The organism is Enterococcus sp. DIV0086, from assembly GCF_050498705.1.
Lineage (GTDB): Bacteria > Bacillota > Bacilli > Lactobacillales > Enterococcaceae > Enterococcus > Enterococcus faecalis.
Genome location: NZ_JBNIDN010000001.1, coordinates 141,830 through 168,828, shown reverse-complemented (window position 1 = coordinate 168,828; position 26,999 = coordinate 141,830). Strand labels below are relative to the sequence as shown.

At 36.6% G+C, this 26,999-nt stretch carries 26 protein-coding genes and 1 pseudogene; 5 read left to right on the top strand and 22 right to left on the bottom strand.

Annotated elements, in window-relative coordinates:
- The gene (locus IGI63_RS00835) at positions 1-912 is read left to right on the top strand and encodes an LCP family protein (RefSeq protein WP_002385983.1); all 912 of its coding nucleotides are present in this window, start codon (positions 1-3) and stop codon (positions 910-912) included.
- Positions 913-964: 52 nt separating this feature from the next.
- Here IGI63_RS00835 and IGI63_RS00830 read toward each other — a convergent pair whose 3' ends face one another.
- The 3 genes and pseudogenes from IGI63_RS00830 to IGI63_RS00820 form a co-directional block, all read right to left on the bottom strand.
- Positions 965-2,308: an NADH peroxidase gene (locus IGI63_RS00830; RefSeq protein WP_429975139.1), complete on the bottom strand. Its 1,344-nt coding sequence runs from the start codon at positions 2,306-2,308 to the stop codon at positions 965-967.
- A 185-nt stretch (positions 2,309-2,493) separates the two neighbouring features.
- Positions 2,494-3,185: pseudogene (locus tag IGI63_RS00825) on the bottom strand (response regulator).
- Positions 3,166-4,716, bottom strand: coding sequence for a Spo0B domain-containing protein (locus IGI63_RS00820; RefSeq protein ID WP_429975138.1), 1,551 nt, complete (start codon positions 4,714-4,716; stop codon positions 3,166-3,168). Before IGI63_RS00820 ends, IGI63_RS00825 begins: the two are co-directional and overlap by 20 nt.
- Positions 4,717-4,863: 147 nt before the next feature.
- Between IGI63_RS00820 and IGI63_RS00815 the strand changes: the two genes are divergently transcribed.
- Both IGI63_RS00815 and IGI63_RS00810 read left to right on the top strand, forming a co-directional pair.
- Positions 4,864-6,189, top strand: coding sequence for a 2-hydroxycarboxylate transporter family protein (locus IGI63_RS00815; protein WP_002357930.1), 1,326 nt, complete (start codon positions 4,864-4,866; stop codon positions 6,187-6,189).
- Between the two features lie 31 nt (positions 6,190-6,220).
- Positions 6,221-7,390: an NAD(P)-dependent malic enzyme gene (locus IGI63_RS00810; protein WP_002360544.1), complete on the top strand. Its 1,170-nt coding sequence runs from the start codon at positions 6,221-6,223 to the stop codon at positions 7,388-7,390.
- 72 nt (positions 7,391-7,462) lie between these two features.
- Here the strand turns inward: IGI63_RS00810 and IGI63_RS00805 are convergent, their stop codons facing one another.
- The 4 genes from IGI63_RS00805 to ireB all read right to left on the bottom strand — a co-directional run bounded on the left by IGI63_RS00805 (position 7,463) and on the right by ireB (position 9,843).
- A complete protein-coding gene (locus tag IGI63_RS00805) occupies positions 7,463-8,311 on the bottom strand; it encodes a helix-turn-helix domain-containing protein (RefSeq protein ID WP_002385984.1) in 849 nt (282 codons plus the stop codon).
- Between the two features lie 500 nt (positions 8,312-8,811).
- Positions 8,812-9,117: a DUF1292 domain-containing protein gene (locus tag IGI63_RS00800; protein WP_002357933.1), complete on the bottom strand. Its 306-nt coding sequence runs from the start codon at positions 9,115-9,117 to the stop codon at positions 8,812-8,814.
- Positions 9,118-9,154: 37 nt separating this feature from the next.
- On the bottom strand, positions 9,155-9,577 hold the full coding sequence (gene ruvX / locus IGI63_RS00795; RefSeq protein WP_002357936.1) for a Holliday junction resolvase RuvX: 423 nt from the start codon (positions 9,575-9,577) through the stop codon (positions 9,155-9,157).
- A complete protein-coding gene (gene ireB, locus IGI63_RS00790; RefSeq protein WP_002357937.1) occupies positions 9,574-9,843 on the bottom strand; it encodes a regulatory phosphoprotein IreB in 270 nt (89 codons plus the stop codon). Before ireB ends, ruvX begins: the two co-directional genes overlap by 4 nt.
- 435 nt (positions 9,844-10,278) lie before the next feature.
- On the opposite strand from ireB, the gene IGI63_RS00785 reads away from it, so the two are divergent.
- Entirely contained in the window at positions 10,279-11,031 is a 753-nt protein-coding gene (locus IGI63_RS00785; protein WP_002357938.1) for a threonine/serine exporter family protein, read from the top strand.
- Positions 11,032-11,036: 5 nt separating this feature from the next.
- Positions 11,037-11,537, top strand: coding sequence for a threonine/serine exporter family protein (locus IGI63_RS00780; RefSeq protein ID WP_429975137.1), 501 nt, complete (start codon positions 11,037-11,039; stop codon positions 11,535-11,537).
- 51 nt (positions 11,538-11,588) lie between these two features.
- Here the strand turns inward: IGI63_RS00780 and IGI63_RS00775 are convergent, their stop codons facing one another.
- The 15 genes from IGI63_RS00775 to IGI63_RS00705 all read right to left on the bottom strand — a co-directional run bounded on the left by IGI63_RS00775 (position 11,589) and on the right by IGI63_RS00705 (position 26,987).
- Entirely contained in the window at positions 11,589-12,455 is an 867-nt protein-coding gene (locus IGI63_RS00775; protein WP_002357940.1) for a TIGR03943 family putative permease subunit, read from the bottom strand.
- 18 nt (positions 12,456-12,473) lie between these two features.
- A complete protein-coding gene (locus IGI63_RS00770) occupies positions 12,474-13,388 on the bottom strand; it encodes a permease (protein WP_002379342.1) in 915 nt (304 codons plus the stop codon).
- Positions 13,389-13,598: 210 nt separating this feature from the next.
- A complete protein-coding gene (locus tag IGI63_RS00765) occupies positions 13,599-14,405 on the bottom strand; it encodes an MBL fold metallo-hydrolase (protein ID WP_002357943.1) in 807 nt (268 codons plus the stop codon).
- Positions 14,406-14,461: 56 nt separating this feature from the next.
- On the bottom strand, positions 14,462-15,316 hold the full coding sequence (locus IGI63_RS00760; protein WP_002365516.1) for a two-component system regulatory protein YycI: 855 nt from the start codon (positions 15,314-15,316) through the stop codon (positions 14,462-14,464).
- Complete coding sequence (locus tag IGI63_RS00755) at positions 15,316-16,626, bottom strand: YycH family regulatory protein (protein ID WP_002397184.1); 1,311 nt, start codon at positions 16,624-16,626, stop codon at positions 15,316-15,318. The genes IGI63_RS00760 and IGI63_RS00755 overlap by 1 nt, the downstream gene beginning before the upstream one ends.
- Positions 16,623-18,452, bottom strand: coding sequence for a cell wall metabolism sensor histidine kinase WalK (walK, locus tag IGI63_RS00750; protein ID WP_429975136.1), 1,830 nt, complete (start codon positions 18,450-18,452; stop codon positions 16,623-16,625). Before walK ends, IGI63_RS00755 begins: the two co-directional genes overlap by 4 nt.
- A 6-nt stretch (positions 18,453-18,458) precedes the next feature.
- Positions 18,459-19,163, bottom strand: a complete 705-nt coding sequence (yycF, locus tag IGI63_RS00745) for a response regulator YycF (protein ID WP_002357947.1) — start codon at positions 19,161-19,163, stop codon at positions 18,459-18,461.
- Between the two features lie 173 nt (positions 19,164-19,336).
- On the bottom strand, positions 19,337-20,038 hold the full coding sequence (locus IGI63_RS00740) for an MIP/aquaporin family protein (RefSeq protein WP_002390101.1): 702 nt from the start codon (positions 20,036-20,038) through the stop codon (positions 19,337-19,339).
- A 117-nt stretch (positions 20,039-20,155) separates the two neighbouring features.
- A complete protein-coding gene (locus tag IGI63_RS00735) occupies positions 20,156-21,016 on the bottom strand; it encodes a DegV family protein (RefSeq protein ID WP_429975135.1) in 861 nt (286 codons plus the stop codon).
- Positions 21,009-21,578 (bottom strand): DUF1836 domain-containing protein, encoded by a 570-nt coding sequence (locus tag IGI63_RS00730; RefSeq protein WP_002357951.1) that lies wholly within the window; start codon positions 21,576-21,578, stop codon positions 21,009-21,011. The genes IGI63_RS00735 and IGI63_RS00730 overlap by 8 nt, the downstream gene beginning before the upstream one ends.
- A 126-nt stretch (positions 21,579-21,704) precedes the next feature.
- The gene (locus tag IGI63_RS00725; protein WP_002382167.1) at positions 21,705-22,358 is read right to left on the bottom strand and encodes a TIGR01906 family membrane protein; all 654 of its coding nucleotides are present in this window, start codon (positions 22,356-22,358) and stop codon (positions 21,705-21,707) included.
- Complete coding sequence (locus IGI63_RS00720; RefSeq protein WP_002357953.1) at positions 22,346-23,116, bottom strand: TIGR01457 family HAD-type hydrolase; 771 nt, start codon at positions 23,114-23,116, stop codon at positions 22,346-22,348. The genes IGI63_RS00725 and IGI63_RS00720 overlap by 13 nt, the downstream gene beginning before the upstream one ends.
- Before the next feature lie 5 nt (positions 23,117-23,121).
- Positions 23,122-23,757: a YutD family protein gene (locus IGI63_RS00715; protein ID WP_010710466.1), complete on the bottom strand. Its 636-nt coding sequence runs from the start codon at positions 23,755-23,757 to the stop codon at positions 23,122-23,124.
- A gap of 34 nt (positions 23,758-23,791) precedes the next feature.
- Positions 23,792-25,174 carry a bifunctional metallophosphatase/5'-nucleotidase gene (locus IGI63_RS00710; protein WP_429975134.1) on the bottom strand — a complete coding sequence of 461 codons (1,383 nt, stop codon included), beginning with the start codon at positions 25,172-25,174 and terminating at the stop codon, positions 23,792-23,794.
- A 124-nt stretch (positions 25,175-25,298) separates the two neighbouring features.
- A complete protein-coding gene (locus IGI63_RS00705; protein WP_002357956.1) occupies positions 25,299-26,987 on the bottom strand; it encodes a ribonuclease J in 1,689 nt (562 codons plus the stop codon).
- Between the last annotated feature and the right edge of the window lie 12 nt (positions 26,988-26,999).

Sequence of the window (26,999 nt, the reverse complement as noted above, 5' to 3'; positions counted from 1 at the left end):
ATGTCAAAAGGGAAGAAAATTTTTGCCATTATCTTTGGAATTATCTTGGTTCTATTTCTTGCAGTTGTTGGAATGGGAGCAAAACTTTATTGGGATGTTTCTAAATCAATGGATAAAACCTATGAAACAGTAGAACGATCTAAAAAAAGTCAGGTCAATTTAAACAATAAGGAGCCTTTTTCTGTTTTATTATTAGGGATTGATACAGGCGATGATGGGCGTGTCGAGCAAGGTCGTTCGGATACAACAATTGTTGCAACAGTTAATCCTCGTGACAAGCAAACAACCTTAGTCAGTCTTGCTCGAGATACCTATGTTGATATTCCAGGTCAAGGAAAACAAGATAAATTGAATCACGCCTATGCTTTTGGTGGGGCATCTTTAGCAATGGACACAGTTGAAAACTATTTAAACATACCTATTAATCATTATGTTTCAATTAATATGGCTGGTTTAAAAGAATTAGTCAACGCGGTTGGCGGAATCGAAGTGAACAATAATCTGACTTTTTCACAAGACGGATATGATTTTACGATTGGTAAAATTTCATTGGATGGTGAACAAGCACTCTCCTATTCAAGAATGCGTTACGAAGATCCTAATGGTGACTACGGCCGCCAAGAACGTCAAAGAAAAGTGATTGAAGGCATCGTCCAAAAAGTCTTAAGTCTTAATAGCGTAAGCAACTATCAAGAAATTTTAACAGCTGTTTCTGATAATATGAAGACAGATTTAAGTTTTGATGACATGAAAAAAATTGCCTTAGATTATCGCAGTGCCTTTGGTAAAGTGAAACAAGACCAACTTCAAGGTACTGGTTTTATGCAAGATGGTGTTTCCTATCAACGTGTGGATGAACAAGAATTAACTCGTGTCCAACAAGAGTTGAAAAATCAATTGAATACAAAATAAAAATAAAACCCACGAGTACTATAAATACTCATGGGTTTTATTTTCTCTTCTATTAACGTTCTTGTTTCACCGCTTCTAAAGCCGCTGTATTAATAATATTCCAAGGTTTGTCAAACGCTGGTTGGAAGAAGAAATCCGCATAGGCTAAGTCTTCAATTGTCATTTTGGCTTGAATCGCTAATGAAATAGCATTAATGTTTGCAGTTAAATCTGCTTTTGACATTAATTGAGCGCCTAAAATTTGTGTTGTTTCAGGATCATACACTAATTTAAACCAAGCTTTTTGTTTGTCTGGATTAAAGTCCATCAAGTAGTCTTCTACTACTGTCACCGCTTTTGTTTCTTTTCCTAATTTTTGAGCCATGACTTCGTTAATCCCTGTTGAAGCAAATTTATAATCAAAGACGGCCAAGCCAGAAGATCCTTGAACACCAGGGAAAGGTTTAACTGGTTTCTCTAGGTTTTTCACAGCAAAGCGACCTTGTTTACGAGCATTCGTTGCTAAGGCAATATTTACTTCTGTGTCTGCAGGATTGTATTTAATTAACGTAGCATCCCCTACTGCAAATACATCTGGCTCACTTGTCCGCATGTATTCATCCGTCTTGATTAGGCCATTCGGATGTAATTCTAAGGTACCTTTTAACCAAGCAGTGTTTGGACGGACACCAACCGCTACAACGACCAAATCAGCATCGTACGCATTTTTATCTGTAACGACTTTTTGCACACGACCGTCGCCTTCGTAACGTTCAACTGTTTCACCAGTTGCAATGGTAATGTTATTGGCTTCCATCTCTTCTGTTAAAACATCTGTAAATTCTTTATCTAGATACACCCCTAATGGACGATCTAAAATATCAATAACGGTAACCTTTTTACCGGCTTTTGCAAATGCTTCGGCAGCTTCAATCCCAATATAACCACTACCAATCACAACCACATTATTGACTTCTGGATCTACTGTTTTTTGTTTTAATTTAATGGCCCATTGACGACCACGCATCAAGTAAATATTATCCAAATCTTTACCTGGAATATCTAATTCAAATGGGACAGCTCCGGGACTGATGATTAATTTATCATAATTTTCAACACGTTCTTCACCTGACACTAAATCTTTCACTGTCACTTGATGTTCTTTTGGTTGAATCGCTGTAATTTCAGTATTAGAAAAGACATTCACACCACGACTCTCCATTTTTTCGCCAGTCATATAGCGAACAGAATTAACATCTTTCACTTTTCCTTCTAGGTACAACTGCATGCCACAAGACAAGAATGAGATAAAATCACCTTTCTCATACCATTGAATTTCTGCATCAGGATGAAGATTTAGTAATTCCTCTACCGCTTCATAACCTCCATGTGATGATCCTAAAACAATAACTTTCATCGCTCGTTCCTCCCATATAATATTATTTCTTACATAATAAAGAATATCATATATTCTTAAAAAATAACAAATAATATCCTCTTTTACATTCTCAATTAAGTTCTTTAAATGAGAATAAAAAGGAGTATCCTCTGTATTTTGCCACTTTTCAATTACTTTTTTTATTTACTAAAAAATAAAAAATACTAAATTCTCCGATACGATTGATAGGGACGCCCCACTTTTAAATAGCTATTTTTACTTTCTAAAAGGTTATTTTTTTCTAGAAACAACACATATTTACGAACAGAAACATGTGAAAGCTGACTCGCTTCTGATAATTCTTGAATCGTAAAATAGTCGGTAAATTCGTCTATTTTTTTAACAATAATTGTAATGTTGCTTGTGTTAGTCCTTTTTCTAAGGACATGTTTTGAAGATCTTGTTCATTTTTACGTGCGTTTGTCTGTGAAGAATGAAACAATTGGTCCACTTTTGTTTGCGAAAGCTCCTTCGTTTCCAGCGTGAATTGAGCAGCTTTTTTCTGATAGTTTTCGATACTTTGTTGAAATCGCTCAAAAGAAAAGGGTTTAACTAAATAGTCTAAAACGCCTAAATGTAAGCTTCGTTTAACATTTTCTAACTCGTTGGCAGCCGTAATCAGGATAACTTCTGTGTCAATTTTTTCATCTCTAATTGTTGCCAGATAGGTCAAGCCATTGCCATCTTTTAAATGAACATCTAATAAAACAAGTGCTGGTTGTTTTTCTTTCGTTAGTTGTAGACCTTCAGCAATTGTTGGCGCCGTAAAAATAGTCGGTTGGTGAATTAATTTTTCAAGATATTTTTGATGTATATATGCAACCATAGGATCGTCTTCAATAATCAATAGGTTCATTTTCCTCTGCTCCTTCGTAATGAACATTTATGCGAATGACAAGCCAATTGTTTTGTTGGTTTTCCCAAGTCAATGTCGCTTCCGCATTCTCTAATAATCTTGCCAAATAAGAAGTGAAAAACTCTTGTTCAAAGCGTTGCAGTTGTTCTTTTGGATAAGCAAACGAATAAGTCGTCGTCAAACTTCCTGGCTGATAATCAATGGTTTCAATGATCTCTTCTGGTAACGGTTGTTCCATCAGGAAACGATGAATATAACGGTAGATAGCAATCAAATTTTGCGTATCTTCATCTCGTTTATTTGGTGGAATTTCTGGATAAATTTCAATAGCTAATTGTGTTTTAATTTCTGCAAACTTGATTCTTTCCCCACTTAAAAAACCTGCTAAAATAGGATTCCTAACCAAAATAGCTAAGCGCTGTGCAAATTCCTTTTCTGGTTTCAATAAATCGGCTAGATAATGTTTTAGCGCCTCGTAATCTTCTAAATCGACTAAGCCATAAATGACATGCATCTTATTCATAAATTCATGTGATTGACTTTGTAATGCCGAAGCATATGTCGTTGTGCTGACAAGCTGTTCTGCGACAATAAACGTTTCCGTCGCATTTTTCAGAAAGATAACATGCCCAATTGTTTTTTTACGGACATTAATCGGGGCGATTGAGACGAAATAATCCTGGCCATTTTGACGATAGAATTGCTCTGTTTTTGAATGTACGATTAATTTTTCAGGAGATAAAACCAATGCTGAAAGTTTCTTTCCTAGTAAATTTTCTTCATTATCTGTTATATTACGATACATTTTAGTTGCTTCAATATTTGCTAATAAAATATTTTGATCGGTATCAATCACAAGGATTGCATCTTTCGTTTCCTCAAGCATGGCGTTTCGCTCTTCTAATAGACGAGCAATTTCTCTTGGCTCTAAATCGTGAAGTTGTTTTTTTAAATAATAAGAAACCACGATGGCTAATATAAAGCCAAAACCAACACTTAAAAGGACACTCACTGTGTAATCATTTTTTGTTCGTTCAATCAATTGTGAAAGCGAGGTCATTTTAATGCCCATTGCCACAACCCCAATTTGTTTTCCTTGATCATAGACTGGGACAAAACCTCGTAATGATTCTCCTAAACTCCCTTGACTAACAGACAAATGTTCCTCCCCTTTTAATGCTCGCACTTCATCGCCACCTTCAAAATGCTTACCTATTTTTTGGCGATCAGGATGTGTTAAACGAATCCCCTGCATATTCATAATCACGATAAAATCCAACTGATGGATTTCACCTAAACGAACCGTATACGCTTCCAATTCATCTGAATAGTGATCATTCTTTAAGGCTTCAATAACATTCGGTTCAATAGCCAACTGTTCCCCGACGGCTAAAAGTGCTTGCTCTTGGTTTTTACGAACTTCTTTAATTGTTTGGACCGTCGTTACTCCGTAAAAGAAAGTAATCATAATAATTAATGTTGCAATAAAAATCACTGATAAGAAGCACCATAATTTCCCGCCACGCTTCATTCCATCCCTCTTTTCTCTTCAAATAAAGTATAGCATAGGAAGATTTGGTTAAAAAACTTTTCTTTAGTTAAATTAATTAAATAATCTACTCTAAAGAAAACGTTTACATTATGATGAATATAGATTAAAGTTATAGGAGGAAATAGCATGGAAAAGAAATTGCACGCAACAGCTGCTAATGAAACAGATTGGCGCAACAAATTAACCAAAACGAGGATTGGTTCGGTTACGTTACCTGTTTATCTTGTAACAGCTAGCATTATTCTTGTTACGGCTCTATTAGAACAACTACCAGTCAATATGTTAGGTGGTTTTGCCGTAATTTTAACAATGGGTTGGTTACTTGGAACAATTGGTGGAAATATTCCTATTTTGAAACATTTTGGCGGTCCCGCAATTTTATCTTTATTAGTACCATCAATTATGGTCTTTTTCAATTTACTCAACCAAAATGTCTTAGACTCAACAGATATTTTAATGAAACAAGCAAACTTTCTCTATTTCTATATTGCATGTTTGGTCTGTGGAAGTATCCTTGGAATGAACCGCAAAATTTTAGTCCAAGGTTTAATGCGCATGATTGTCCCGATGGCATTAGGAATGATTTTAGCAATGGGTGTTGGGACCCTAGTTGGAACGCTGTTAGGTCTCGGTTGGAAACATAGCCTTTTCTATATTGTCACTCCTGTTTTAGCTGGTGGAATCGGTGAAGGCATTCTTCCTTTATCCCTTGGTTATAGTGCCATTACTGGATTGCCAAGTGAACAATTAGTGGGGCAATTAATTCCCGCAACCATTATTGGTAATTTTTTTGCTATCATGTGTTCAGGTTTACTTAGTCGTTTAGGAGAAAAACGCCCTGAACTTTCTGGACAAGGTCAGTTGATTAAAATTACCAATTCAGATGATTTAAGTGATGCTTTAGAAGAAGACAAAGCACCAATTGATGTAAAATTAATGGGTGCTGGTGTTTTAATTGCGTGTACCTTATTTATTACAGGCGGTTTATTGCAACACTTAACAGGCTTTCCTGGTCCTGTTTTGATGATTGTTGTCGCAGCTTTTTTAAAATACTTAAACGTAGTACCGAAAGAAACCCAACGCGGATCAAAACAGCTTTATAAATTTATCTCTGGCAATTTTACGTTCCCGTTAATGGTCGGCTTAGGTATGTTATATATTCCTTTAAAAGATGTCGTAGGAATGCTTAGCTGGCAATATTTTGTTGTGGTAATTAGTGTCGTTTTCACTGTTATTGCTACAGGATTTTTCGTTTCACGCTTCATGAATATGAATCCCGTTGAGGCTGCCATTGTCTCCGCTTGTCAGAGTGGTATGGGTGGGACTGGCGATGTGGCTATTTTAAGTACAGCCAATCGAATGAACTTAATGCCGTTTGCACAAGTTGCGACACGTTTAGGCGGTGCCATTACAGTAATAACAATGACTGCTATTTTTAGAATGCTTTTTTAACTATAAGTGAATTATTTAGGAGGAAAATGATATGTCAACAAAAGATGTAAAAGAATTAGCGATTGAGCAAGCAAAAAAATTTGGGGGGAAATTGGAAGTCTGCCCTAAAGTTCCGATTGAAACAAAAGCAGATTTAGGAATTGCCTACACACCAGGTGTTGCGGCTGTTTCTTCTGCCATACATGAAAAAAAAGAACGCGCTTACGAATTAACGACAAAGAAAAACACCGTCGCCGTTATCAGTGATGGTTCAGCAGTTTTAGGTTTAGGTAACATTGGTCCTGAAGCAGCGATGCCTGTCATGGAAGGAAAAGCTGCATTGTTTAAACGCTTTGCTGGTGTGGATTCGATTCCCCTTGTTTTAGATACACAAGATACCGAAGAAATTATTCAAACGGTGAAATTTTTGGCTCCAACCTTTGGGGGAATTAACTTGGAAGATATCAGCGCTCCTCGTTGTTTTGAAATTGAACAGCGTTTAATCGATGAACTAGATATTCCCGTTTTCCATGATGATCAACACGGGACAGCGATTGTTGTTCTAGCGGCTTTGTACAACAGCTTAAAATTAATCAACAAGAAAATAGAGGACATTCATGTGGTAATCAACGGCGGTGGCTCCGCTGGTCTTTCGATCACAAGAAAATTTTTAGCTGCTGGCGTAAAACATATTATCATTGTTGACCGTGCAGGGATTCTGAGCGAAACAGATACAGCTCTGCCACCACACCACGCAGAAATTGCGAAGCTAACCAATCGGGAACACCGTACCGGTGATTTAGCTACTGCTCTTGAAGGCGCTGATGTCTTTGTTGGTGTTTCGGCACCAGGTGTTTTAAAACCCGAGTGGATTCAACAGATGAATGAGCAGCCAGTTATTTTTGCAATGGCTAACCCGGTTCCTGAAATTTTTCCTGATGAAGCTTTAGCGGCAGGCGCTTATATTGTCGGAACTGGTCGTAGTGACTTTCCGAATCAAATTAATAATGTGTTAGCCTTCCCTGGTATCTTCCGTGGTGCCTTAGATGCTCGGGCGAAAAAGATTACGATTGAAATGCAAATTGCCGCTGCCAAAGGTATTGCAAAATTGATTCCCGATAATGAACTCACGCCGACCAATATTATTCCCGATCCATTCCAAGAAGGAGTCGCAAAAGTCGTCGCTGAAAGCGTCCGTAACGCTGTCAAAGAAACAAATTAAAAAGAGAAAAAAAGAACAACCTAACTCCTCTTGAGTTAGGTTGTTCTTTTTAAAATCTGAAACGATAATTCATTATTTAAAACTGATGTTAAACTCTTGCATATCTTTTTCAATATAAGTAAGTAATTTTTTATTTTCAAAGAAACGTGTAAAGTAGTACGCAATACGATAATCTTCAACAGCATCTAGTCCTAGCATTTGTTTATTAAACGCTTTTTCGTATAATAAGCAATCTAAAGAGTAAATAGAACTGTGCGTCCGATTAATTTCGATTCCTTTATCACTTAATTCAATACTCTTTGCATAGTCTTTAATTAATGAATAGAATTTTGCGGTATTATAATAAATACGGCATTGCTCTAATGGATAATCTAATTTGAATTCGCTTAGCAACTGTAAAGATTTATCGTAATAAACTTTTGCTTTTTCAATATCATCTTCTAATTCATATAAAATACCAATCGCATTCATGCTCAAAATATTATAAATATTAATATCACGACTAATTTCAGAACCACGATGTAAATAGAACAATGCTTCGCTATTATTTTTCTTACCTAATAAACTCGTAATTCCTTTATAATAGAAAAATTTTGTTTCTAAAATTCTGTTTGAACTTTCGATATCATCTGGATAGTCTTTCAACAAATCATAGGCTTCATCGTGCTTAAAGTAAAAGCATAATTCTTCTACTTTATTTAATAAGCTTTCGAGTTTTTTCTCACTAGAACCTTCGATACATTCTTCTACTTGTAAGTCTAAACGTAGACATACAGATGAGAAAATGTCTAAACTGTCACACACATTTTTGTTTTCAATGTTACTAATTGTTGCTTGTGTACAAATTCCTTTTGCCAATTCAGCTTGCGATAATTTTTTCTTTTTACGCGCTGTTTTGATTTTTTCTCCCGCTACTCTCACAGTCAAAACTCCAATCTTTCTATTTTTTTTGTATTAAACATACCATCATTTTACAGATAATGTTATAATGAAGCTATCATAATAAAGGAGGTGAAATATATGTTTGATTTACTTGCTTTATTAACTGGAATTTCAGTTCGTGGCAATGCACCACACCAATAATTACGTGTTTGTTTAACTGAATTTCTGACGGCTCTACCTATGCCAGTAGGTGGAGCCATTTTTTTATTTAATATTATAAAATTAACAGTATTTCCAAAACCTCATACTTAGTATAACACAAATTATAAATTATGCTAGATAGTTGCCAAATTAACGTCATTACAAGGATGTTACGTTTTTACAACATCTTGTAAAACTAGACAATGCTGTCCTTCTTTATCCACCACACTCAATGATAGTGATAGTATCTTATGATAGAAACAACATGTACATTATAACAATTATTATTAAGAAAGCTACTTCTCAATAGGAGAAGTAGCGCTTCTCTCGTTACAGTTTTACTCTTCTTCTTCAGCCATGAATGTATTGAAAACTTCTTCAATCATATCCCATTCAGCGTCTGTTTCGATTTGCTGTAAATCGCCTTCTGTACCTTCTGCGTTTTCCACATATGAGTAAGCTTGCAATTCAACATCTTCATCCTCAGGAATTCCTGCTGGATATAATAAAACATAATTTTTACCGAATTCTTCTTGACCGTCAACAGTTAGTAAGATCTCGTATAATGTTTCATTTCCTTGTTCGTCTACTAAAGTAATGTGTTCATGTCCTTCGTGATCATGATCGTGGTTGTGTTCTGTCATTCTTCTTCTCTCCCTTGATGTATTCAAAGCTCGATAATTATCGGCTATGTGCATCTAAATAATTTTGTAGAATCATTACTGCCGCTAGTTTATCAATGACTTTTTTTCTTTTGGCTCTTGAAGCATCTGCTTGCTCCACCAAGAAACGCTCTGCTTGGACAGTTGTTAATCGTTCATCTTGATAGTCAACAGGTAATTGAAATAATTCTTGAATCTTATCACCATATGCCATGGATGCTTCAGCTCTAGGACCGATGGAATTATTCATGTTTTTCGGTAAACCTACGACAAATTTCGTGACTTCGTATTCTTTCACCAATTCACCTAATCGCTCAAAACCGAAGTTCTCTTCCTCTTCATTGATGCGAATAATTTCGATGCCTTGTGCTGTCCAACCTAATAAATCACTAACAGCCACACCGACTGTCCGTGAACCTACATCTAGCCCCATGATCCTCATTTGATATCGATTCCGTGGTTCGCTAAGTAATATTTGGTTAATTCTTCCATGATTTCATCACGTTCATGACGACGAATTAAGTTTCGAGCATCTTGATAACGAGGAATGTAAGCCGGGTCCCCAGAAAGTAAATACCCTACTATTTGGTTAATAGGATTGTATCCCTTTTCTTCTAATGCCCGATATACGGTTTCTAACGTTTCACTGATTGCTTTTTTTCGATTATCATCAAAATCAAAGCGTACTGTTTCGTCTGTAAAACCCATTTTACTACACCTCACTTCTACTTTTATACAATTTCATTTTACTAGAAAAGAACCGAAACTACAAACAAAATTTCTTCTTCTTCTCTCTTTTTTGTTATTTCTTAGTCTTTTATTAATAAAGGCTTCGTAAAAAAATGACAGCCATCGATAATTTTAAAATTATAAAAACAAATACACAACTTTATAAAACAAGAATAAAGGTCTGCTAAATCGCCAGAATATCACCTTTCCCTCCAATTCATTTTGCGAAAAAATCGACGTTTCTCTTTTGAAAACTTTTAAATATCTATGATTAAATAATATCAGCCTTTTAATGTTACAATTCGCTAACAATCTGTTTACGATGTAAATTTTCGATTGCAGCTGTTATTTATTTCCTCTTTTTGGTTCGTTTGTAGTACACTAGAAGAAAATACATAAAGTGAGGCTTGCTCAATGACTCCTGCTCATTTGGATTTACTTTTAGAAACCTGTTTGTTAGCTGGTAAAATTATGATAGAAAGCGATGCAGAAATGTACCGTGTTGAAGATACAATGAGCCGAATTGCGCTTGCTTCTGGCAACTATCGAATGGTTAGCTATGTGACACAAACCGGGTTATTTGTTGGCATAGATGGAACCTCCACGATTCGTATGGTTCAAGTAATGAAACGTGGCATTGATTTAGAAAAAATCTCTCGTGTGAATCAGCTGTCTCGTGCTTATGTGGCTGGTGATTTTTCTTTAGAGGAATTACTGAATAAACTAAAAGTGATAGATAGTGAACACCGACATTTTCCAATTAGCGCACGCATTGTTAGTGCGGCCGTTGTCAGCGCTACAATTATGATTCTTTTTGGTGGTGTCTGGTCCGATTTGTTCTTGACTTTTCTGATTGGTGGTTGCGGCTATAGTCTTTATTATTTTAGTTTAAAGTTTCTCAAGATTAAATTTTTATCTGAATTTTTAGCTTCGCTGTTCATTGGTGCAGCCGCTATTCTTTCAGTCAAATTGGGACTCGGACAATCACAAGATTTAATCATCATTGGTTGTGTCATGCCTTTAGTGCCTGGTGTGCAAATTACCAATGCTCTTCGCGATTTGCTAGCTGGACACTACTTATCGGGTGTTTCTCGTGGGACTGAAGCATTAATGACTTCAGGAATGATTGGTTTTGGCATTGCTTTTGTCTTTCAACTTTTCTATTAAAAGGAGTGACTTACTTGCTAGGAATCGTTTTGGTACAATTTATCTTTAGTTTTTTAGCTTCTGCGGCGTTTGCAATTATTATTAATGTTCCTCGACGATCACTGGTGGCTTGTGGTCTAACTGGTAGTGTAAGCTGGATGCTTTATTGGGTAATCGTTGAAGTTTTTAGTGGAAATGCGGCATTAGGTTCCCTCATCGGTGCTGTCGGTGTTGCGGCAGTAAGCTACCTATTCTCAAAAATATTGAAAATGCCTGTCACGATTTTTAATATTCCTGGTATTGTTCCATTGGTACCTGGTGGCTTAGCTTATCAAGCTGTTCGGAATATCGTAATTGGCAATTATGAAAAAGGCGCCTATTTTACCGTGCAAGCTGTAATGATTGCTGGGGTAATTGCGTTAGGCTTAGTCGCTTCTGAGGTTTTCAATCAGAATATCCGCAGCTTTCGGGAAAAAAGAGAATCTTTGGGTTTTATTCGTCGTAAGCGCAACAAAATTAAAAAATAGATAGCAAAAAAGTTGGTTGCTGCCATTTGATAAGGAAGCAACCAACTTTTTTTAAAAGGAACGATAGACATATTGATTTTTTGGTGCTTGATCTGCTTTGACTTTCTCCACTTGCACAGTTGGTATTTGCCGTTTAAACGGTGGATAATAGGATAACTCAACCGTTCCGGTAATCGTTACCCAATCATTGTTTTGAAATTGAGTATGTTCAGGAAAATGAACCAACAAGCCAAAAACGCCAGAATCAGCGACACAATGAATAATCCCAAAACGGAAGACAAATTGGTCAACACTTTCTTCTCGTTTTGAATTATAGACAAAGCCTTTATAAGAAATCCTTTTCCCTGCAAATTGACTTGGATAATTATAGATTAGTTCCATAATTTCCAAATAGTTTTCATCCGTAATTGAAATCACAGATTGGCCATCATATTGTTTCATGGCTTTTGCCATCTGCTTGTCATAATCCGTCTTATTGAAATACATACTTGTATCAGGTTTCAAATATTGCGTTTGCATATCAGGATCCCCTACTGATTCTTTACTTACTGGAAAGTTAAATCCTTTTGCTTCAACAATTGTTGTGTCTAAACTAACTGTCGGAAATAATAAGCCAACAATCAATGGTAAAGAAAGTAGTAAATAGGCAAGCCCTCTTTGGCTAGGTTTTTCCAAATTATGCTGATGGCCATGATGTTCATGTCCCCCATGTTGGTGCATGTCTTCATGTTTTTTTTGCATTGATGGATCTGCTTGGTTCCACAAAATCAATTGGACAATCGCCATAATAAAAGCTAAAACCATTGATAAAACAGCTAAGTAATTATAATGAATATTGATATATTGGTTCAGTTCACCTGAAATTTGAAGATACATCATCAAACCCATATATCCAATTAAAATAATAAATCGTATCATCGATTGTAGGCCTCCTTTCTAAACTACTGCCGCATAAATAGTTACGACAAGCGCCACTATCAAAACAAATTGTACAATGAATGACATTTTAAAATAACGTTTCATCATCAATAAATTTTTAATATCTACCATTGGACCAAAAACTAGGAAGGCGACAATTGGTCCTGTTCCAAACAAACTCAAAAGAGAAGAACCAATAAATGCATCTGCTTCTGAACAAAGTGATAGAGTGGCAGCGATGACTAGCATGACTAGAATCGCTAAAATCTTTGAATGGCCTAATTGCATAAGTGCACCAGTTGGGATATACGTTTGCATGATTGCTGCCAACAAAGAACCAAAAATTAAATAGCGACCTGTATCAAAAAATTCATCAATACTATGGGTTAACGCTGACCAGCCGTTTTTCCAAAATGAACGAACTTCATCAACGTGTTCATGCGTATGAGCAACCTGCTCTTCTTTAATCTGCGCCAACTCTTTTTCTGTTAAAATTGATTCTTTTCGAAAATAAGCTAACCAAATGCCGATAACCCACGCGACAATCATACTGCCTAAAACTCGCCAAATCACAAATTTTGTTGCGCCACTAAAGGCTACGTATGTTGAGAATAGCACAATTGGATTAATGATTGGTGCCGTTAACATAAAAGCAAAAGCGGTATGTGTTGGTACATCTTTTTTAACAAATTGATGCACAATTGGGACGATCCCGCATTCACAAGAAGGGAAGAAAAACCCTAGGAAACTCCCTACACAAATTGATAAAAATTTATTTTTAGGTAACACTTTTTTTACTCGTTCTGGTGTTAAAAAAACATGTAAAGCGCCTGAAATCAAGCAACCTAACATGACAAAAGGCAATGCTTCGATAATAATCGAAAGAAAAATAGTGCTCATCTGTAAAACAGAGTTTGGTAAAAATTGAAACATTATAGACCTCCCACTAGTAAAAATCTAGTTAACTATACTCCTAACACCAGACAAACACAAGTATTTGTCAAAAAATTAACTAAGAGTTTAAAAGTATTATCACCGATGTCTCTGTCAAACCAGCTGGATAAAAGAACAAAAAATGAGCATGGGACAAAAATCACTTTGGATTTTTGCTCCACGCTCAAAAACTGATAAACCACCATTATTCTAAATTTGAAATAACTCTGAGGCTGAATCGGGGTCTGTATCATATACCTTAAATGCTTCACCGACGCCTAAATCCTTTTGCTTCAAAGTAGACTCCATTGCCATTCGCGCATGAAGTTTCGTATTATTTTCTTTGCTAAGATGACCTAAATAAATGCGTTTTGTTTTATCACCTAACACATCCGCCATCACAAGAGCACCATCATCATTGGATAGATGGCCTTTATCTCCTAAAATCCGTTGTTTAAGACTCCATGGATAAGGTCCTGCTCGCAAAATTTCAATTTCATGATTGCTTTCGACTAAATAAGCATCTGCGTTTTCAATCGTGCCACGAATATGATCGCTGCAATAACCTGTATCCGTTAGAACAACAAAGGAACGATTATTGCGATGAAAACGATAAAATTGAGGCGCAATCGCATCATGTGAGACACCAAAACTTTCAATGTCCATATCTCCCAAGGTCAAAACTTTGCCCATTTCAAAAATATGTTTTTGAGCGACATCGACTTTGCCAATCATGGGATCCATCGCTTGCCACGTTTTTTCATTAGCATAGACATCTAACTTATATTTTCGCGCTAACACGCCAACGCCATGAATGTGATCCCGATGTTCATGTGTAACTAAAATCGCATCTAAATCTTCTGGTTTGCGATTGACTTCTGCTAAAAGTGAAGTGATTTTTTTGCCACTTAAACCCGCATCTACTAATACTTTCTTTTGGTTGGTTTCAATAAAAAGGGAATTGCCTGTACTGCCACTGGCAAGAACACTGATATTAAAAGCAAACTCTGAATCCATTTAAAACTCTTCCCTTCTACATTACAACATTAACGTGTTTCATTATACAACGGACCTTAATGTTTTTCCACCTTTGGCACAGTATTATTTGTGATGATGGTATTACTTACGGCATTCACCTGTTCAATTTCAACTGAATCTTCACCAGTAGAAATTCCTACAAACCAGACTGGAACGTATACATTTTTCTCACGAATTTTATAAATTCTTGAATAGGCCAATTTAATGAATGTTATTTTGGAATTACTAGGAATCCGGTTATTCATATAGAGCGTGTCTATCGCATCACGATTGGAATATAAATCCGTTTTGTCTCGTAACTCTTCAATATTTTCAATGTGCGTTTGCGAATATTTACTAATTTTCCATAATTCACCTGACGTATCTGCTAAAATACTTAATTTTGCCGTGTCGTCTCTAAAAGGAATTCCTTTATACGATTGTGCAGCCACAATTTCTGCCGTCGGCTCTTTTAAATGAGAAAATTCTGGTAAGTATTGATATTCGTCTCCGAATAATAAAGCATTTTTTTCATTTAAAAAGGTACTTAAATCTTTATCAATTTTCTTAGGATCAATAAAATAGTTTTTACTAGGTACACTCGTTAAAGTATTATCCGCAATTTGCAGCCCATTTCTCAAAAAATTTTTATTCTTTTCACGTTGGATTTTTAAAGCAGCAGAAAAATTGGTTTGTTCGCCACTTAAATAATAACCTTCCAATCGTTCTGAAGAAAGTGTTCCTTTATACGAGATGTTATCTTTTTCCAACCGACTTTCAATCGATTCTGTTTGGCTGGAAGAAGAGACGTTGCTCTCCTCTTGTTGACCTTCCCGATAAATTCCAAATAAAAAGATATTTAATCCTAAAAATGCTAAGAAGAAAATCCACTCAATTCGTTTAAAATCCATTAGCCCACCTCCAAGCTTGGTAATTGTTTTACCAAGTCCGTTGCAGTGTACCAATTGTTGTTATAAAGGACATACCATTCCGGACTTAAATCAACGACTTGTTTGACTTCTTCAATTGTCTGCCACGTATAACCGATAACAGCCGATTGAATTTTTTCCTTTTTAGCACCAGCCGTTTCTAAACGCTTAATCAATTTTTCCGTGCTTTCCAGCGTCACTTCTTCTTCTGAAGGAATCGGCACTTGGATCGTATTCACACTTGTGTTAATGGTTACGCTTGGCGCAGCACCATCGTTGTTCGTGATGCGAATATCCACTTGGCCTTTTAAATCATTACTGAACACTGGGAAACCTTCCACAAAAGTCCGATAATTGACACTATCTTTCGTTCGATCAAAGTAACGTAAATTCCCCATATTGGTTCCTAAACGTTTTACATAAGAAAAGCTTTGATTATAGATTGAGTCCCGTTTATTCTCTTCTGGCAAGGTCCCTTTAAAATCGATTTTTCCCAGTTTTTCTTCTGCAAACAATCGTTCTTCTTTACTCGTATAGGTTAAGTCTTGACTGTCTTCATTGGTTTGGATATCTTCCGTTTCATTGAAAAAAGCATTCCTAAAACGAGTAACTGGTTGCGAAGCTAAAATATAACTGTACTTTTTCAACTTCATATCATTGGTTAAATAACATTGCCCTTGTTTGGTTAGCGTATTTTCGGAAACGTCTTGATATTGTAATCCCTCTTTATTGATAATTCCCATTAAGCGCGCCTTATTGACAGTCATGGGCGCTTCATAGACGTTGGCTTGGTCATAATCTAAAAAACGTATCTTATTTTCGTTAAAATCCAATTGAATTTTCGTAAAATACTGGTCCGTCAACTCATTAAAGTTAGTAAAATTAATGGATAGATTATAAATCGAAGCATAGTCCGAGATTAAAAAGGGACCTTGATAAAGAAGTTCAATGCCTTGTTCCATTTGGTTGTAGCGCTTAAGTTGCTCTGCATTTTTTGTCACAACTTGTGTCAATTTACCAAACGTAGCCATTTTAATATCATTTTGAACATTACTAATTAATGTTTCACGATTACTTTGCATCGCTTTTCCATCGGCTATTCGAATCAATTGCAAAGGTAAATAGACATCGCCAATGGCTTTTTCATTGACAGCTGTTGTGACTTGGCTTCCCGACTTCATTTCTGGTATTTTTTTGGCAGAATTCAGCCAGATATTGACTGAAAAATATATACTTAAAATGACCATCAAAATCAAGCCAATTCTTGTAATCCATTCTGATAATTTCATCATTCCCACCAATCCTCTTCATAAGGTTCATATGGTAGTGAAATATAGAAAGTCGATCCTTCACCTTCTGTACTTTCCACCCAAATACTCCCGTTATGGGCCCGAATTACTTCTTTAGAAATTGCTAAACCTAAACCAGTCCCACCTTGTGCTCGCGCACGTGCTTTATCCACACGATAAAAACGCTCGAAGACTTTCCCGAGATCTTTTTTAGGGATGCCCAAACCTTGGTCCGAGATACTAAAGACGACATTATTATGTGTTTCAACTAGTCGGCAGGTAATGACGCCGCCATCTGGCGAATACTTAATCGCATTGTTCAAAATGTTGTCTAAAACCTGAATTACTTTGTCTGTATCTAACTCTACCCATAAATCGCGTTTAGTAAATTCACGGCGAATTTTGTAATTTTTTTGCTCATTTTCAATCATCATATCAAAGCGATCCAAGACAAAATTAATCAATTCGTTAAAATTCACATACTCTAATTGAAGATGTGTATTCCCAGAGTCCATCCGAGATAAATTTAACAAATCATTAATCATACGAATCATCCGGTCGGTTTCTTCTAACGTGACTTTTAAGAAATTCGGCGCAATCTCAGGGTTTTCCCAAGCTCCTTCACTCAAAGCCTCTATATAACTACGCATACTTGTCAAAGGCGTTCGCAACTCATGAGAAACATTGGAAACAAATTCCCGTCTTTCCCGTTCGTTTTTTTCCTGTTCTGTGACGTCATGAAGTACGCAAACTAAGCCAGTAATAAATCCTGATTCCCGACGAATCATCGTAAAGTCTACCCGGATAATCATTTGGTCTTCTTCACGATCAGACGTTGAGCGATCAATCAGCAGTTCATCTGGCTCTTCTAACAGCTTCCGTAATGTGTAATCTTCTTCAATATCTAACAACTCTAATAACGAGGTCCCAATCACATTTTCATTTTTTACATTTAATAATGAAAGGGCCATCTCATTAATTGTAATCACCTTTCCGCGGCGATCCGTCGCAATGACACCATCTGTCATATGCGTTAAGACACTATCTAAACGATTTCTTTCTGATTCCATTGTTTCTTGTGCTTCTTCAATCCGTTCTGATAATTGATTAAATGTTTCTGCTAATTGGCCTAATTCATCTTTTCCATGGACTTCTACTTTTCCAGCGTAATCACCACGAGCGATTCGAATGGCTTGCTCGCGCATTTCACCAATCGGCTTCGTGATTGATCGTGCAATCAGTAAGGTCACAATAATCGAGATTGCTGCGGCAATAATAGAAGCAGTGAAAAAGATACTTGCTGTGTTGGTAATTTCTTGGTATTTATTTTCTAAATTACTTTTCACATAAAGGACACCAATCACTGTTTCTCCAGTAGGCGATTGAATCGGCTGGACATTCACATACACGCGTTTATCATTATCTAAAGCTTGATATTTTTTACTCGTAAAGTCATTTAAATCACGATAATCATTCTTTTTCCCAATAATATTTTGTTGATTTAAATCATTGGTTGCCCGAATAATCCCTTTATCATCGACAATTCTCGCTTCAGAAATGTCTGCATTTGAAAAATCAGATAACGCTTTTTTTAAATTTGCATCAACGTCACTACGTTCGAGATCTTTGTTGCTCATCTGCGTGCTTAACGTATTTGACAATTGGACAACTTGGGAATCCATATTTTTTTTAAAATCGGAAATTGTAGTGGCTTCCAATTCACGAATGAAATAGCCACCAATGATTTGAATCGCGATTAGTAACAGCAGAATAAATGATAAAGCAATCTTAAAATTAACAGATTGAAAAAAGTGAACTTTTTTCTTCATACCTGATTACTCCTGTTCAGGATTTCTTAGATAATAACCAACCCCACGACGAGTAACTAAATACGTTGGATGACTTGGACTATCTTCAATTTTTTCTCTTAAACGACGTACGGTTACGTCCACTGTCCGCACATCACCAAAATAATCATAACCCCAAACGGTTTGTAATAAATGTTCACGAGTCATCACTTGTCCGATATGTTTTGCTAAGTAATAAAGTAACTCAAATTCACGGTGGGTTAATTCAATTTTTTCACCCCGTTTTGAGACCATATATGCATCAGGATGAATGGTTAAATCACCAATCGTTAATTCAGATTGTGTTGTCACCTCGGCTTCTTTCGCATTGGTTGCACCTCGCCGTAAATTGGCTTTTACACGAGCAACTAATTCACGATTTGAAAATGGTTTCGTTACATAGTCATCGGCTCCTAATTCCAATCCTAAAACCTTATCAATTTCAGAATCTTTGGCAGTCACCATAATGATTGGCATATCATGTGTTTTGCGCACTTCTCGTGCGACTTCTAAGCCATCCATTTTAGGGAGCATTAAGTCTAAAATAATTAAGTCTGGTTCCACTTCTTCCACTTTTTCAAGTGCTTCTTCTCCATCATAAGCAGTAAATACTTCATATCCTTCTTTAACCAAATTATATTTAACGATCTCTGAAATTGGCTTCTCGTCATCAACTACTAAAATTTTCTTCACAAAGAGACACCTCTTTTTCCTTCTAATCTTATTTGATACTTTCCTATTATACCTTATTTTGATGATGTTTTCATCTTTGGTTAAAAATGCGCCTTTAGGTTCTCCTAGTATAACAAAAAAAGAATCTCTGACAACAATTGACGCTTGTTATCAAAGATTCTTCTTTCGCTAATCTATTCTTCCGTATCTAAGACGAATTTTGCTACAAGAGCGGCTAATAATCCACCAATTAATGGCGCAACGATAAAAATCCACAACTCAGATAACGCTGAACCACCCGCAAAAACGGCTGGCGCGATGCTACGAGCTGGGTTGACAGAAGTTCCTGTCAAAGGAATGCCGACTAAGTGAATCATTGTTAGTGTTAACCCAATTACGATTCCTGCTAATGAAGCATTGCCTTTCTTAGCACTTGTAACTGTCATGACAACTAAAACAAAAATAAATGTTAAAATAATTTCGACTGTCAATGCACCAGCAACACTTAATTCCCCTACACCATTTTGACCTAAGTTCTCAATACTTTTACCAGCACCTTTTAGAATGCTTAATAATGCAAATGAGGCAATCAAGCCGCCAACAATTTGTCCCACTACATAGTAGATTAGTTCCATTGTTGTTATTCGTTTATTAAGCCACATTCCTATAGAAACAGCTGGATTTAGATGTGCACCTGAAATTGTGCCAATACTATAGGCAGCAGCAACGATTGTTAACCCAAAGGCTAAGGCAATCCCCGTTGTTCCAATCCCTTCCATACCATTTCCTAGAACGGCTGTTCCTGTCCCAAAAAAGACAAGAATAAATGTTCCTAAACATTCTGCTATTGCTTTTTTCACAAAAAATTCCCCCTTTGTAGACAAATTGTAACACATTCGTGAAATTTTCAATATAATTTTCGTTGTTTTTTCAGCAAAATGATATTTCTATGAAAAAGAGAAATCTTAAATGAAAAATCCCCTCAAAAAAATTTGAGGAGATTTTTCATTTAATTAATCATTTAATAACTGTATACCAACACCTAAAAGTCCTGGTCCTGTATGAACAACTAATGCCGGACTAATCGTTCCAAAGTAAATTTCTTCTGCTTGTGGAAAAGCCGCTTTCAAGTGTTCCATCATTGCTTTTGCTTCTTCCTCTGCCGCACCGTGAGCGACTGCCAAACGAAAACGGGGTGCCTCACTTATAAAGTTCGTCACCAACTCAAACGTTTTATCAAGACTTTTTTTACGGCCACGAGACTTAGCCACCGTATAATAAATGCCTTCTTCATTACAAGAAATAATAGGGTTTAATTTTAGCGCATTGCCTAAAATAGAAGTGACTAAACCAATTCGTCCACCTTTTTGTAGATATTCTAAAGTGGCTACATTAAAAAATACTTTTGCGTTGGCTACTTCTTCTGTTAATTTTTGTTGTAATTCTTGCCATCCTAATCCTGTTTCAATTAATTCTGCTGCTCGAATCGCTTGAATGCCAGCCCCGATACCAATGTTCTTTGTATCTAAAACAAATACATCTAGTCCTTCGGTTTGTTCTCCAAGCAAGCGAACCACATTATAGGTTCCACTTAAACCACTAGAAATGGTCACCGCTAAGACTTTTTCGTAACCCGCTTTTTTAATTTTGTCAAAAATAGCTTGGATTGTTGCACCATCTGGTAATGAAGTACTAGGGATTTCTTTCTCTAAACGTTGATACACTTCTTCTGGTGTAATATCTACCTTATCTGTATAGGTTTTTTCAGGATAAATAATCTGTAAAGGCAAGACATACATGCCGTATTGTTTGACTAATGCCTCTGGAACATCTGTCCCAGAATCAACCAGTAGTGCGATCTTTTCTTTATTCATGTGTCATCTCATCCATTTCTTTTAAGTATTCTTGTTCCAATTCAATCACTTTTTCACTAAACATTTTAGTAGCAAAAGACATTGTCGCTGCTTTTACAGCCAAATATTCAATCCCCATAGGTTCTTGTGATTTGGCCTGAACTTCTTTTTCTTGCGCTTGAGCAGCAATCACATAAATCGCTCGTTCCTGTTCTTGACAAAATAAATTGTACGCTTCACGAATACCAACCGTGGCTCCTTGGAATAAAATGCCTTGCTTAATTTCTGGCAATGTTAACACTTGTTTCAACAACGTAATCGCAATTAAAAACGCTAAATGCTTTTGATTGTAGCGCTTTTTCACTGGGGCCGGGATTAACCCGTGTTTGACATAATTATTAACCATTGAGGACGTTAACAAAGTATGTTTTTCCAGTGTAATCAATGGGGATAAGTATTTTTCTATCAGAGTAATCACTTGATCCATATATAATTCAATATCTGGTAACTCATGCCATCTTGGCAAATGAACGTTTTCCAATTGTTGGCCCCAATTTTGCAGTGATTTTTCTATCTCGTCCATAAAAACCCTCCTAGCCATTTCTAAAAAAGAATATCATACTTTTGACAATTATTCAATCTAGTTTTTAAAACTAGATTGAATAAAAAAGAAAAGCGAGCAATTTTGGAATTGTTCACTTTTCTCTCTTTATTTTTTTAAAGAACGTTTTCCGATTAAAATACCTATCAAAAACAGGCCTTCTAATAAAACAAAAAACAAGATAAAACAATGCATAAAGTAGGCTTCAGGTAAGGCATTGATAATCGGATCAGTCAGCGGATTAAATAACCAAGCATCGTTGTTAAAAAATAATCCATGAAACGCAATAAAAAATTGATCAAAGCCAATTAGCATGAAAAAGCCAAAAAGCACAGGCAAAAACATTCCCCACTGAAATGGCCGTATCAATGTCCATAAACGCTGATTTTTTACCAAATATTTTAAATAAAGGACACTAGGCAACAACGTAACTAGTAATACGCCATAGCACAATAAAAACAATTTTTTCACTTCATAAAAATGAAAAGCCGCGCTATCAGACATTGGAAAATCAGGAAATACTAATGTTTTTTCAAAAGGATTGTTTAAGTACATCATTAAATGATCGTAATTTTTAATCAAGGTCACACGATCAACCTCTACGTCTTTTAAAATATTTAAGTGTTGGATATCAAAAAGATACAATGGACGAAAATTAATCGTGATCGTGATACTTAAAGCCACAATCGTTAAAAACAAACAAATGAGTCCAAGTGTTTCCCTTAAACGCAATTTCGACCTCATCATACTCAAAAAGTCCATTCATCTAAGGAATCAACAACATAGGTTGGTGGCGTTGGCAAAGTTGGAACAGCTGACTTAGGGGTAAAACCTGATGTAACTAACAAGCTATCAATACCATTTTGAATCCCTGATTGAATATCGGTTTCATAATTATCTCCAACCATAATTACTTGCTCTTTTTCCACACCTAAATGCGCAATCGCTCGTTCCATGATAATCGCTTTTGGTTTGCCAATATAAACTGGTTTTGTTTGAGTAGCTGTCTCCACAAACGTCACAACTGAACCTGCACCAGGTAATAAGCCTCTTTCTGTCGGAATGTTCTTATCTGGATTGGTCCCAATAAACAACGCCCCTTTTTGAATGGCTAAGGTAGCTAAAACCACTTTTTCGTAAGATAATTCTGTATCAAGTCCCACGACAACATAATCAGGATTTGTTTCATCCCATTCAAAACCTGCTTCTAAAATTAAGTCAATTAAACCAGCCTCGCCGATGACAAAGACTTTCTTGCCTCGATTGGTTTCTTTCATGTAATCAATCGTCGCTAAAGTCGCTGTATAAACAAGGGATGCTGGGACATGAATATCAAATTCATTTGCTAAACGTTGTGCCACTGTTTCAGGAGATTTAGTGGTATTATTCGTTACAAATAAAAAAGGCAAATCTTTTTCCTGTAACTGCTCGACAAAACGTTTTCCGGCTGGAATTGGTTCTTTTCCTAAATAAATCGTTCCATCTAAATCAATTAAATATCCTTGATAGTCTTTTTTCACTCTGTTTACTCCTCACGTTGACGAATCGTAAAGCCTTTGCCAGATTTTTTGGGACTAGGCTGTTTGGGTGTAGTCGTTTTTTTATTTTCTTCTTTTCGCGTACGAATCACTGGCTTGCTATTTTTATTAGCGGGCGCACTCTTTTCCTCGACAAACGCGTTAGAACGATTATTCTTTTTATGGCGACGACGACGATGCGTTGTTTTTTCTTTACGTTCCCCTGTTCGTTCAATTACAAAATAGGCACAGCCAAAATTACAATATTCATACAAATAGTCTTCTAGTGTATCAATGCGTTGATCCGGCGCTGCCCGACGATTAGAAGTATCAAAAAAGCCACGCAAGCGTAACTGTTCATAGCCCCAGTCTCCTACGATATAATCATAACGCGCTAATACTTCACTAAACCGTTCACCTAAGCGTTCAGGATCAAAGGCATCACGATGATTTTTAACAATTCGGTACTCTCTTTCACCAATTTGAATATCTGTTTCATTCACAATGGTGACAATTTCCCCTTTTTTCTTTTCTTTTACAGGTTCTTCTTTTATTTCTTCAAGAACTGCTGTTAGTTCTTCTGTAAAGGTTGCAGCAGTTTCTGTTTCTGTTTCTTTTTTTTCGGTTGTCTTTTTGTCTGTCATTTTTTCACCACCTAGTTTTTATTATACCTTGTTTTTATTTGATTGGATAGTGGGCATGCAGATAGTTCGCCACGACAGTTCTTAAAACGTCTGGAAATAAAAATTCGACTTCTCCAACTAACTCAATCGTTGGGAAAAACGGAACAAATTGAAAGTGATCCACTGTTGTCAGCGTATACTTCTGCTCTGGCTGAATAGGTTTCCCTTGCCAAAAAACGGTCTGGCTATTTCGCTCAAAACGAATCCCATCATAACATAATTCGCCAAAAATTTTCCCGCGGAAGCCCATCCCGCGAATCGGAAATTTCCGCAGAAATTGACGACTTTTTTCCATTTCACGAATCAAACGGCTCATGTCTGACCCTTTCAAGGTAACCTTGATTAAATGCATTGGATGAGGCAAGGCCTCATGTAATTGGTCTGCATTGATTATTCCTTCTGGTAAATCTGCTAAAAATAACCCGTTGTTTAACACAGCCGCTTCGGTCTGCCCCGCTTCTTTTAACGCCTTCAAGGCAACAGTTATAAAGGCATGCGGTTGCCGTAAGTCCGTTGACAAGGTTTCAGGGATTTGTGCAATTTGCTGCGCTTGCAATAGTCGATGACCTTCCGTTAAGTAACCCGCAATTTCCTTGGCATCAGTTGCTTGCTCTTCTAAACTTGCTGTTTCAATCGTTTTTGCATAACTTGTGACTTGCTTCGTGTCGGTATCCACAAACAGATGCACTTCACCAATATACTGTCCATATTTGCCAGCAGCTGCTAGTTGTACATGATTAATTTTTTCACCATCTTTAAATAAATGATGTGTATGGGAACCTAAGATCACTTGAATTTCAGGATAATTCGCCGCAATCATAAAATCAGTATCTATCCCCAAGTGACTAAGCAAAATGAGAACATCACATTGAGGCGCAACTTTTGTAATCAGTTGAGGAAGGACTGCTTCCACTTGTTTGATTGTCCAGCCATTAGGATTATACGTTAAAGGAAATGGTGCGGTTAAGCCAATAAACCCTAACTTTGTGCCTTCTTTAGTTGTCATAATTTTATATGCTTGACAAAAATCTGGTAACGTTTTGGTTTTTGGGTCTTCTAAATTAGCTAAGACCACTTCAAATGCTGCCTGATCATATAAATGCTCTAATTGTTTCTTTGAATTGCCGATTCCTTCATTATTTCCAATTGTAACCAGGTCATACGCTAATGTATTCATTATAGCTACATTTGCTCGACCATCTGTTGCTTCGGTCAAAGGATGACACCGATCTGAAAAGTCACCTAAATCAATGGTTACGACTGTTTTGCCCTCTTTTTGGTACAGCGAACGTTTGGCTTTAACCAGACGCCGTATTTTGGGCCAATTTTCAAAGTGAGAATGAAGATCATTGGTATGGAACAACACAATCTCTTCCACTAAAATCGCCTCCTTTATTCAGCGCTCTGATTAATAGTACCATATTTATAGAAGAAAGTTACAAAAAAGAACAGATGACTTTAGAAGAATTTCTCCTAAAATCACCTGCTTTTATCAGGACGAACTATGCGTTATTTTTGGGACGCTTGCGTTGCGTCGCTTCCATGATAACTGGTAAGATCACAGGACGACGTTTGGTTTGTTCAAATAAATAACGGCTTAAGTTTTCGCGGATTTCTTGTTTCAGTTTGCTCCATTCAAAATCGTCACTTTCTAAATGCTTTTCAACAATTTCTGTGACAATATTGCTACTTTCTTTCATTAGGTCTTTACTTGTTTTAACGTAAACAAAACCTCTAGAAGTAATTTTAGCTGGTGAAACAATTCGTTTTTCTCGGCGATTAATTGTCACAACAGCCACAAAAATACCATCTTCGGAAAGAATACGACGATCTCGTAAAACGATATTACCAATATCGCCGACACCAATCCCGTCAATCATAATATTTTCGGCCGTTGTGCTGCCAGCTACCGACATTCTACCTTTTGTATACTCTAAAATGTCCCCACGACCTGTAATAAAGATATCTTTATAAGGCATGCCAATTTCGTGTGCTAAGTCCGCATGCGCAGCTAACTGGCGGTATTCACCTTGGACAGGAATGAAATATTTTGGTTTCATTAAGTTCAGCATCAATTGCAAGTCATTCGGATTAGCGTGACCAGACACACGTAAATTGTCGGAAATTTGCTTCACCGTAGCACCGGCCCGATAGACAATATCCTCTGTTTTGGCAACCGTTGTTTCCATGGCCGTTGTTGGCGTTGTCGTAATATAAACTAAATCGCCTTCTTCAATTCGAACGACACCATGTGTATTATTAGCCATTTTTTGAAGTGACTTAATAGGTTCTCCCATCCGGCCTGTTTCTAAAATTAATAACTGTTCGGGTGCATATTTTTTCATTTCTTTTGGTTTCACTAATAGATCTTCGCTTGGTAATTGTAATTTTTCCAATTTCATCGCCGTCCGAATAATCCGTTCAAAATCTTGGCCTGTCAAAACGACTTTACGACCAGAACGATCCGCTGCATTCAATACTTGTTGGACCCGTTGCAAATTACTTGCCACACATGCCACGATGATTCGTCCTTCCCAATAGCGAATCGTGTCGAACACTTCATCAGCGATTTGGGCTTCCGATGCAACTTGGGCTGGGTTTTCAGCATTTGATGAATCACTAAGTAGCGCCAAGACGCCTTCTTTCCCAATTTCAGCCAAGCGGCCATAATCGGTTTGATACATCTCAATCGCACTTTGATCAAATTTAAAATCACCAGTATAAACAATGTTACCTTCTTTTGTTTTGATGCTAACACCAATCGAATCTGGAATGGTGTGCGTTGTTTTAAAGAAGCTCACCGTTGCTTGACCAAAATCAATTTCTGTATGCGGGTCAATCACATGGAAATCTTTAAATTTCTTCGTTTCCGCATGACTGTTGACACTTAGTTTTGCTAGTTCAATCGTTAATTCTGTCCCAAAAACAGGCACTTGAATTTTTGAAAGCAAATACGGTAAGGCCCCAATTGCATCTGCATGGCCATGTGTTAAAAAGACCCCTGCAATTCGTTCACTATTTTCTTCTAAATACGTAAAATCCGGAATGACAACGTCAATTCCTAAAAGTTCGTTCTCTGGATATTGTAATCCACAATCCAGTACAAAAATTTCATCTTCCACTTCAGCAACGTACATATTTTTTCCATTTTCACGAACGCCGCCTAATGGAACGATTTTTATTGTACTCACTCTTTTCACCTC

Bases quoted from the DNA above. Each gene is read 5' to 3' on its own strand.
- IGI63_RS00725 (WP_002382167.1), bottom strand. From the start codon at position 22,358: ATGGACTTTTTGAGTATGATGAGGTCGAAATTGCGTTTAAGGGAAACA.
- IGI63_RS00815 (WP_002357930.1), top strand. From the start codon at position 4,864: ATGGAAAAGAAATTGCACGCAACAGCTGCTAATGAAACAGATTGGCGC.
- walK (WP_429975136.1), bottom strand. From the start codon at position 18,452: ATGAAGAAAAAAGTTCACTTTTTTCAATCTGTTAATTTTAAGATTGCT.
- IGI63_RS00775 (WP_002357940.1), bottom strand. From the start codon at position 12,455: ATGATACGATTTATTATTTTAATTGGATATATGGGTTTGATGATGTAT.
- IGI63_RS00755 (WP_002397184.1), bottom strand. From the start codon at position 16,626: ATGATGAAATTATCAGAATGGATTACAAGAATTGGCTTGATTTTGATG.
- IGI63_RS00770 (WP_002379342.1), bottom strand. From the start codon at position 13,388: ATGTTTCAATTTTTACCAAACTCTGTTTTACAGATGAGCACTATTTTT.
- IGI63_RS00760 (WP_002365516.1), bottom strand. From the start codon at position 15,316: ATGGATTTTAAACGAATTGAGTGGATTTTCTTCTTAGCATTTTTAGGA.
- IGI63_RS00765 (WP_002357943.1), bottom strand. From the start codon at position 14,405: ATGGATTCAGAGTTTGCTTTTAATATCAGTGTTCTTGCCAGTGGCAGT.
- ireB (WP_002357937.1), bottom strand. From the start codon at position 9,843: ATGGGTTTTACAGACGAAACAGTACGCTTTGATTTTGATGATAATCGA.
- IGI63_RS00830 (WP_429975139.1), bottom strand. From the start codon at position 2,308: ATGAAAGTTATTGTTTTAGGATCATCACATGGAGGTTATGAAGCGGTA.
- IGI63_RS00810 (WP_002360544.1), top strand. From the start codon at position 6,221: ATGTCAACAAAAGATGTAAAAGAATTAGCGATTGAGCAAGCAAAAAAA.
- IGI63_RS00740 (WP_002390101.1), bottom strand. From the start codon at position 20,038: ATGTGTTACAATTTGTCTACAAAGGGGGAATTTTTTGTGAAAAAAGCA.
- IGI63_RS00735 (WP_429975135.1), bottom strand. From the start codon at position 21,016: ATGAATAAAGAAAAGATCGCACTACTGGTTGATTCTGGGACAGATGTT.
- ruvX (WP_002357936.1), bottom strand. From the start codon at position 9,577: ATGAGGATCATGGGGCTAGATGTAGGTTCACGGACAGTCGGTGTGGCT.
- IGI63_RS00785 (WP_002357938.1), top strand. From the start codon at position 10,279: ATGACTCCTGCTCATTTGGATTTACTTTTAGAAACCTGTTTGTTAGCT.
- IGI63_RS00715 (WP_010710466.1), bottom strand. From the start codon at position 23,757: ATGACAGACAAAAAGACAACCGAAAAAAAAGAAACAGAAACAGAAACT.
- IGI63_RS00730 (WP_002357951.1), bottom strand. From the start codon at position 21,578: ATGGACGAGATAGAAAAATCACTGCAAAATTGGGGCCAACAATTGGAA.
- IGI63_RS00835 (WP_002385983.1), top strand. From the start codon at position 1: ATGTCAAAAGGGAAGAAAATTTTTGCCATTATCTTTGGAATTATCTTG.
- IGI63_RS00800 (WP_002357933.1), bottom strand. From the start codon at position 9,117: ATGACAGAACACAACCACGATCATGATCACGAAGGACATGAACACATT.
- IGI63_RS00820 (WP_429975138.1), bottom strand. From the start codon at position 4,716: ATGAAGCGTGGCGGGAAATTATGGTGCTTCTTATCAGTGATTTTTATT.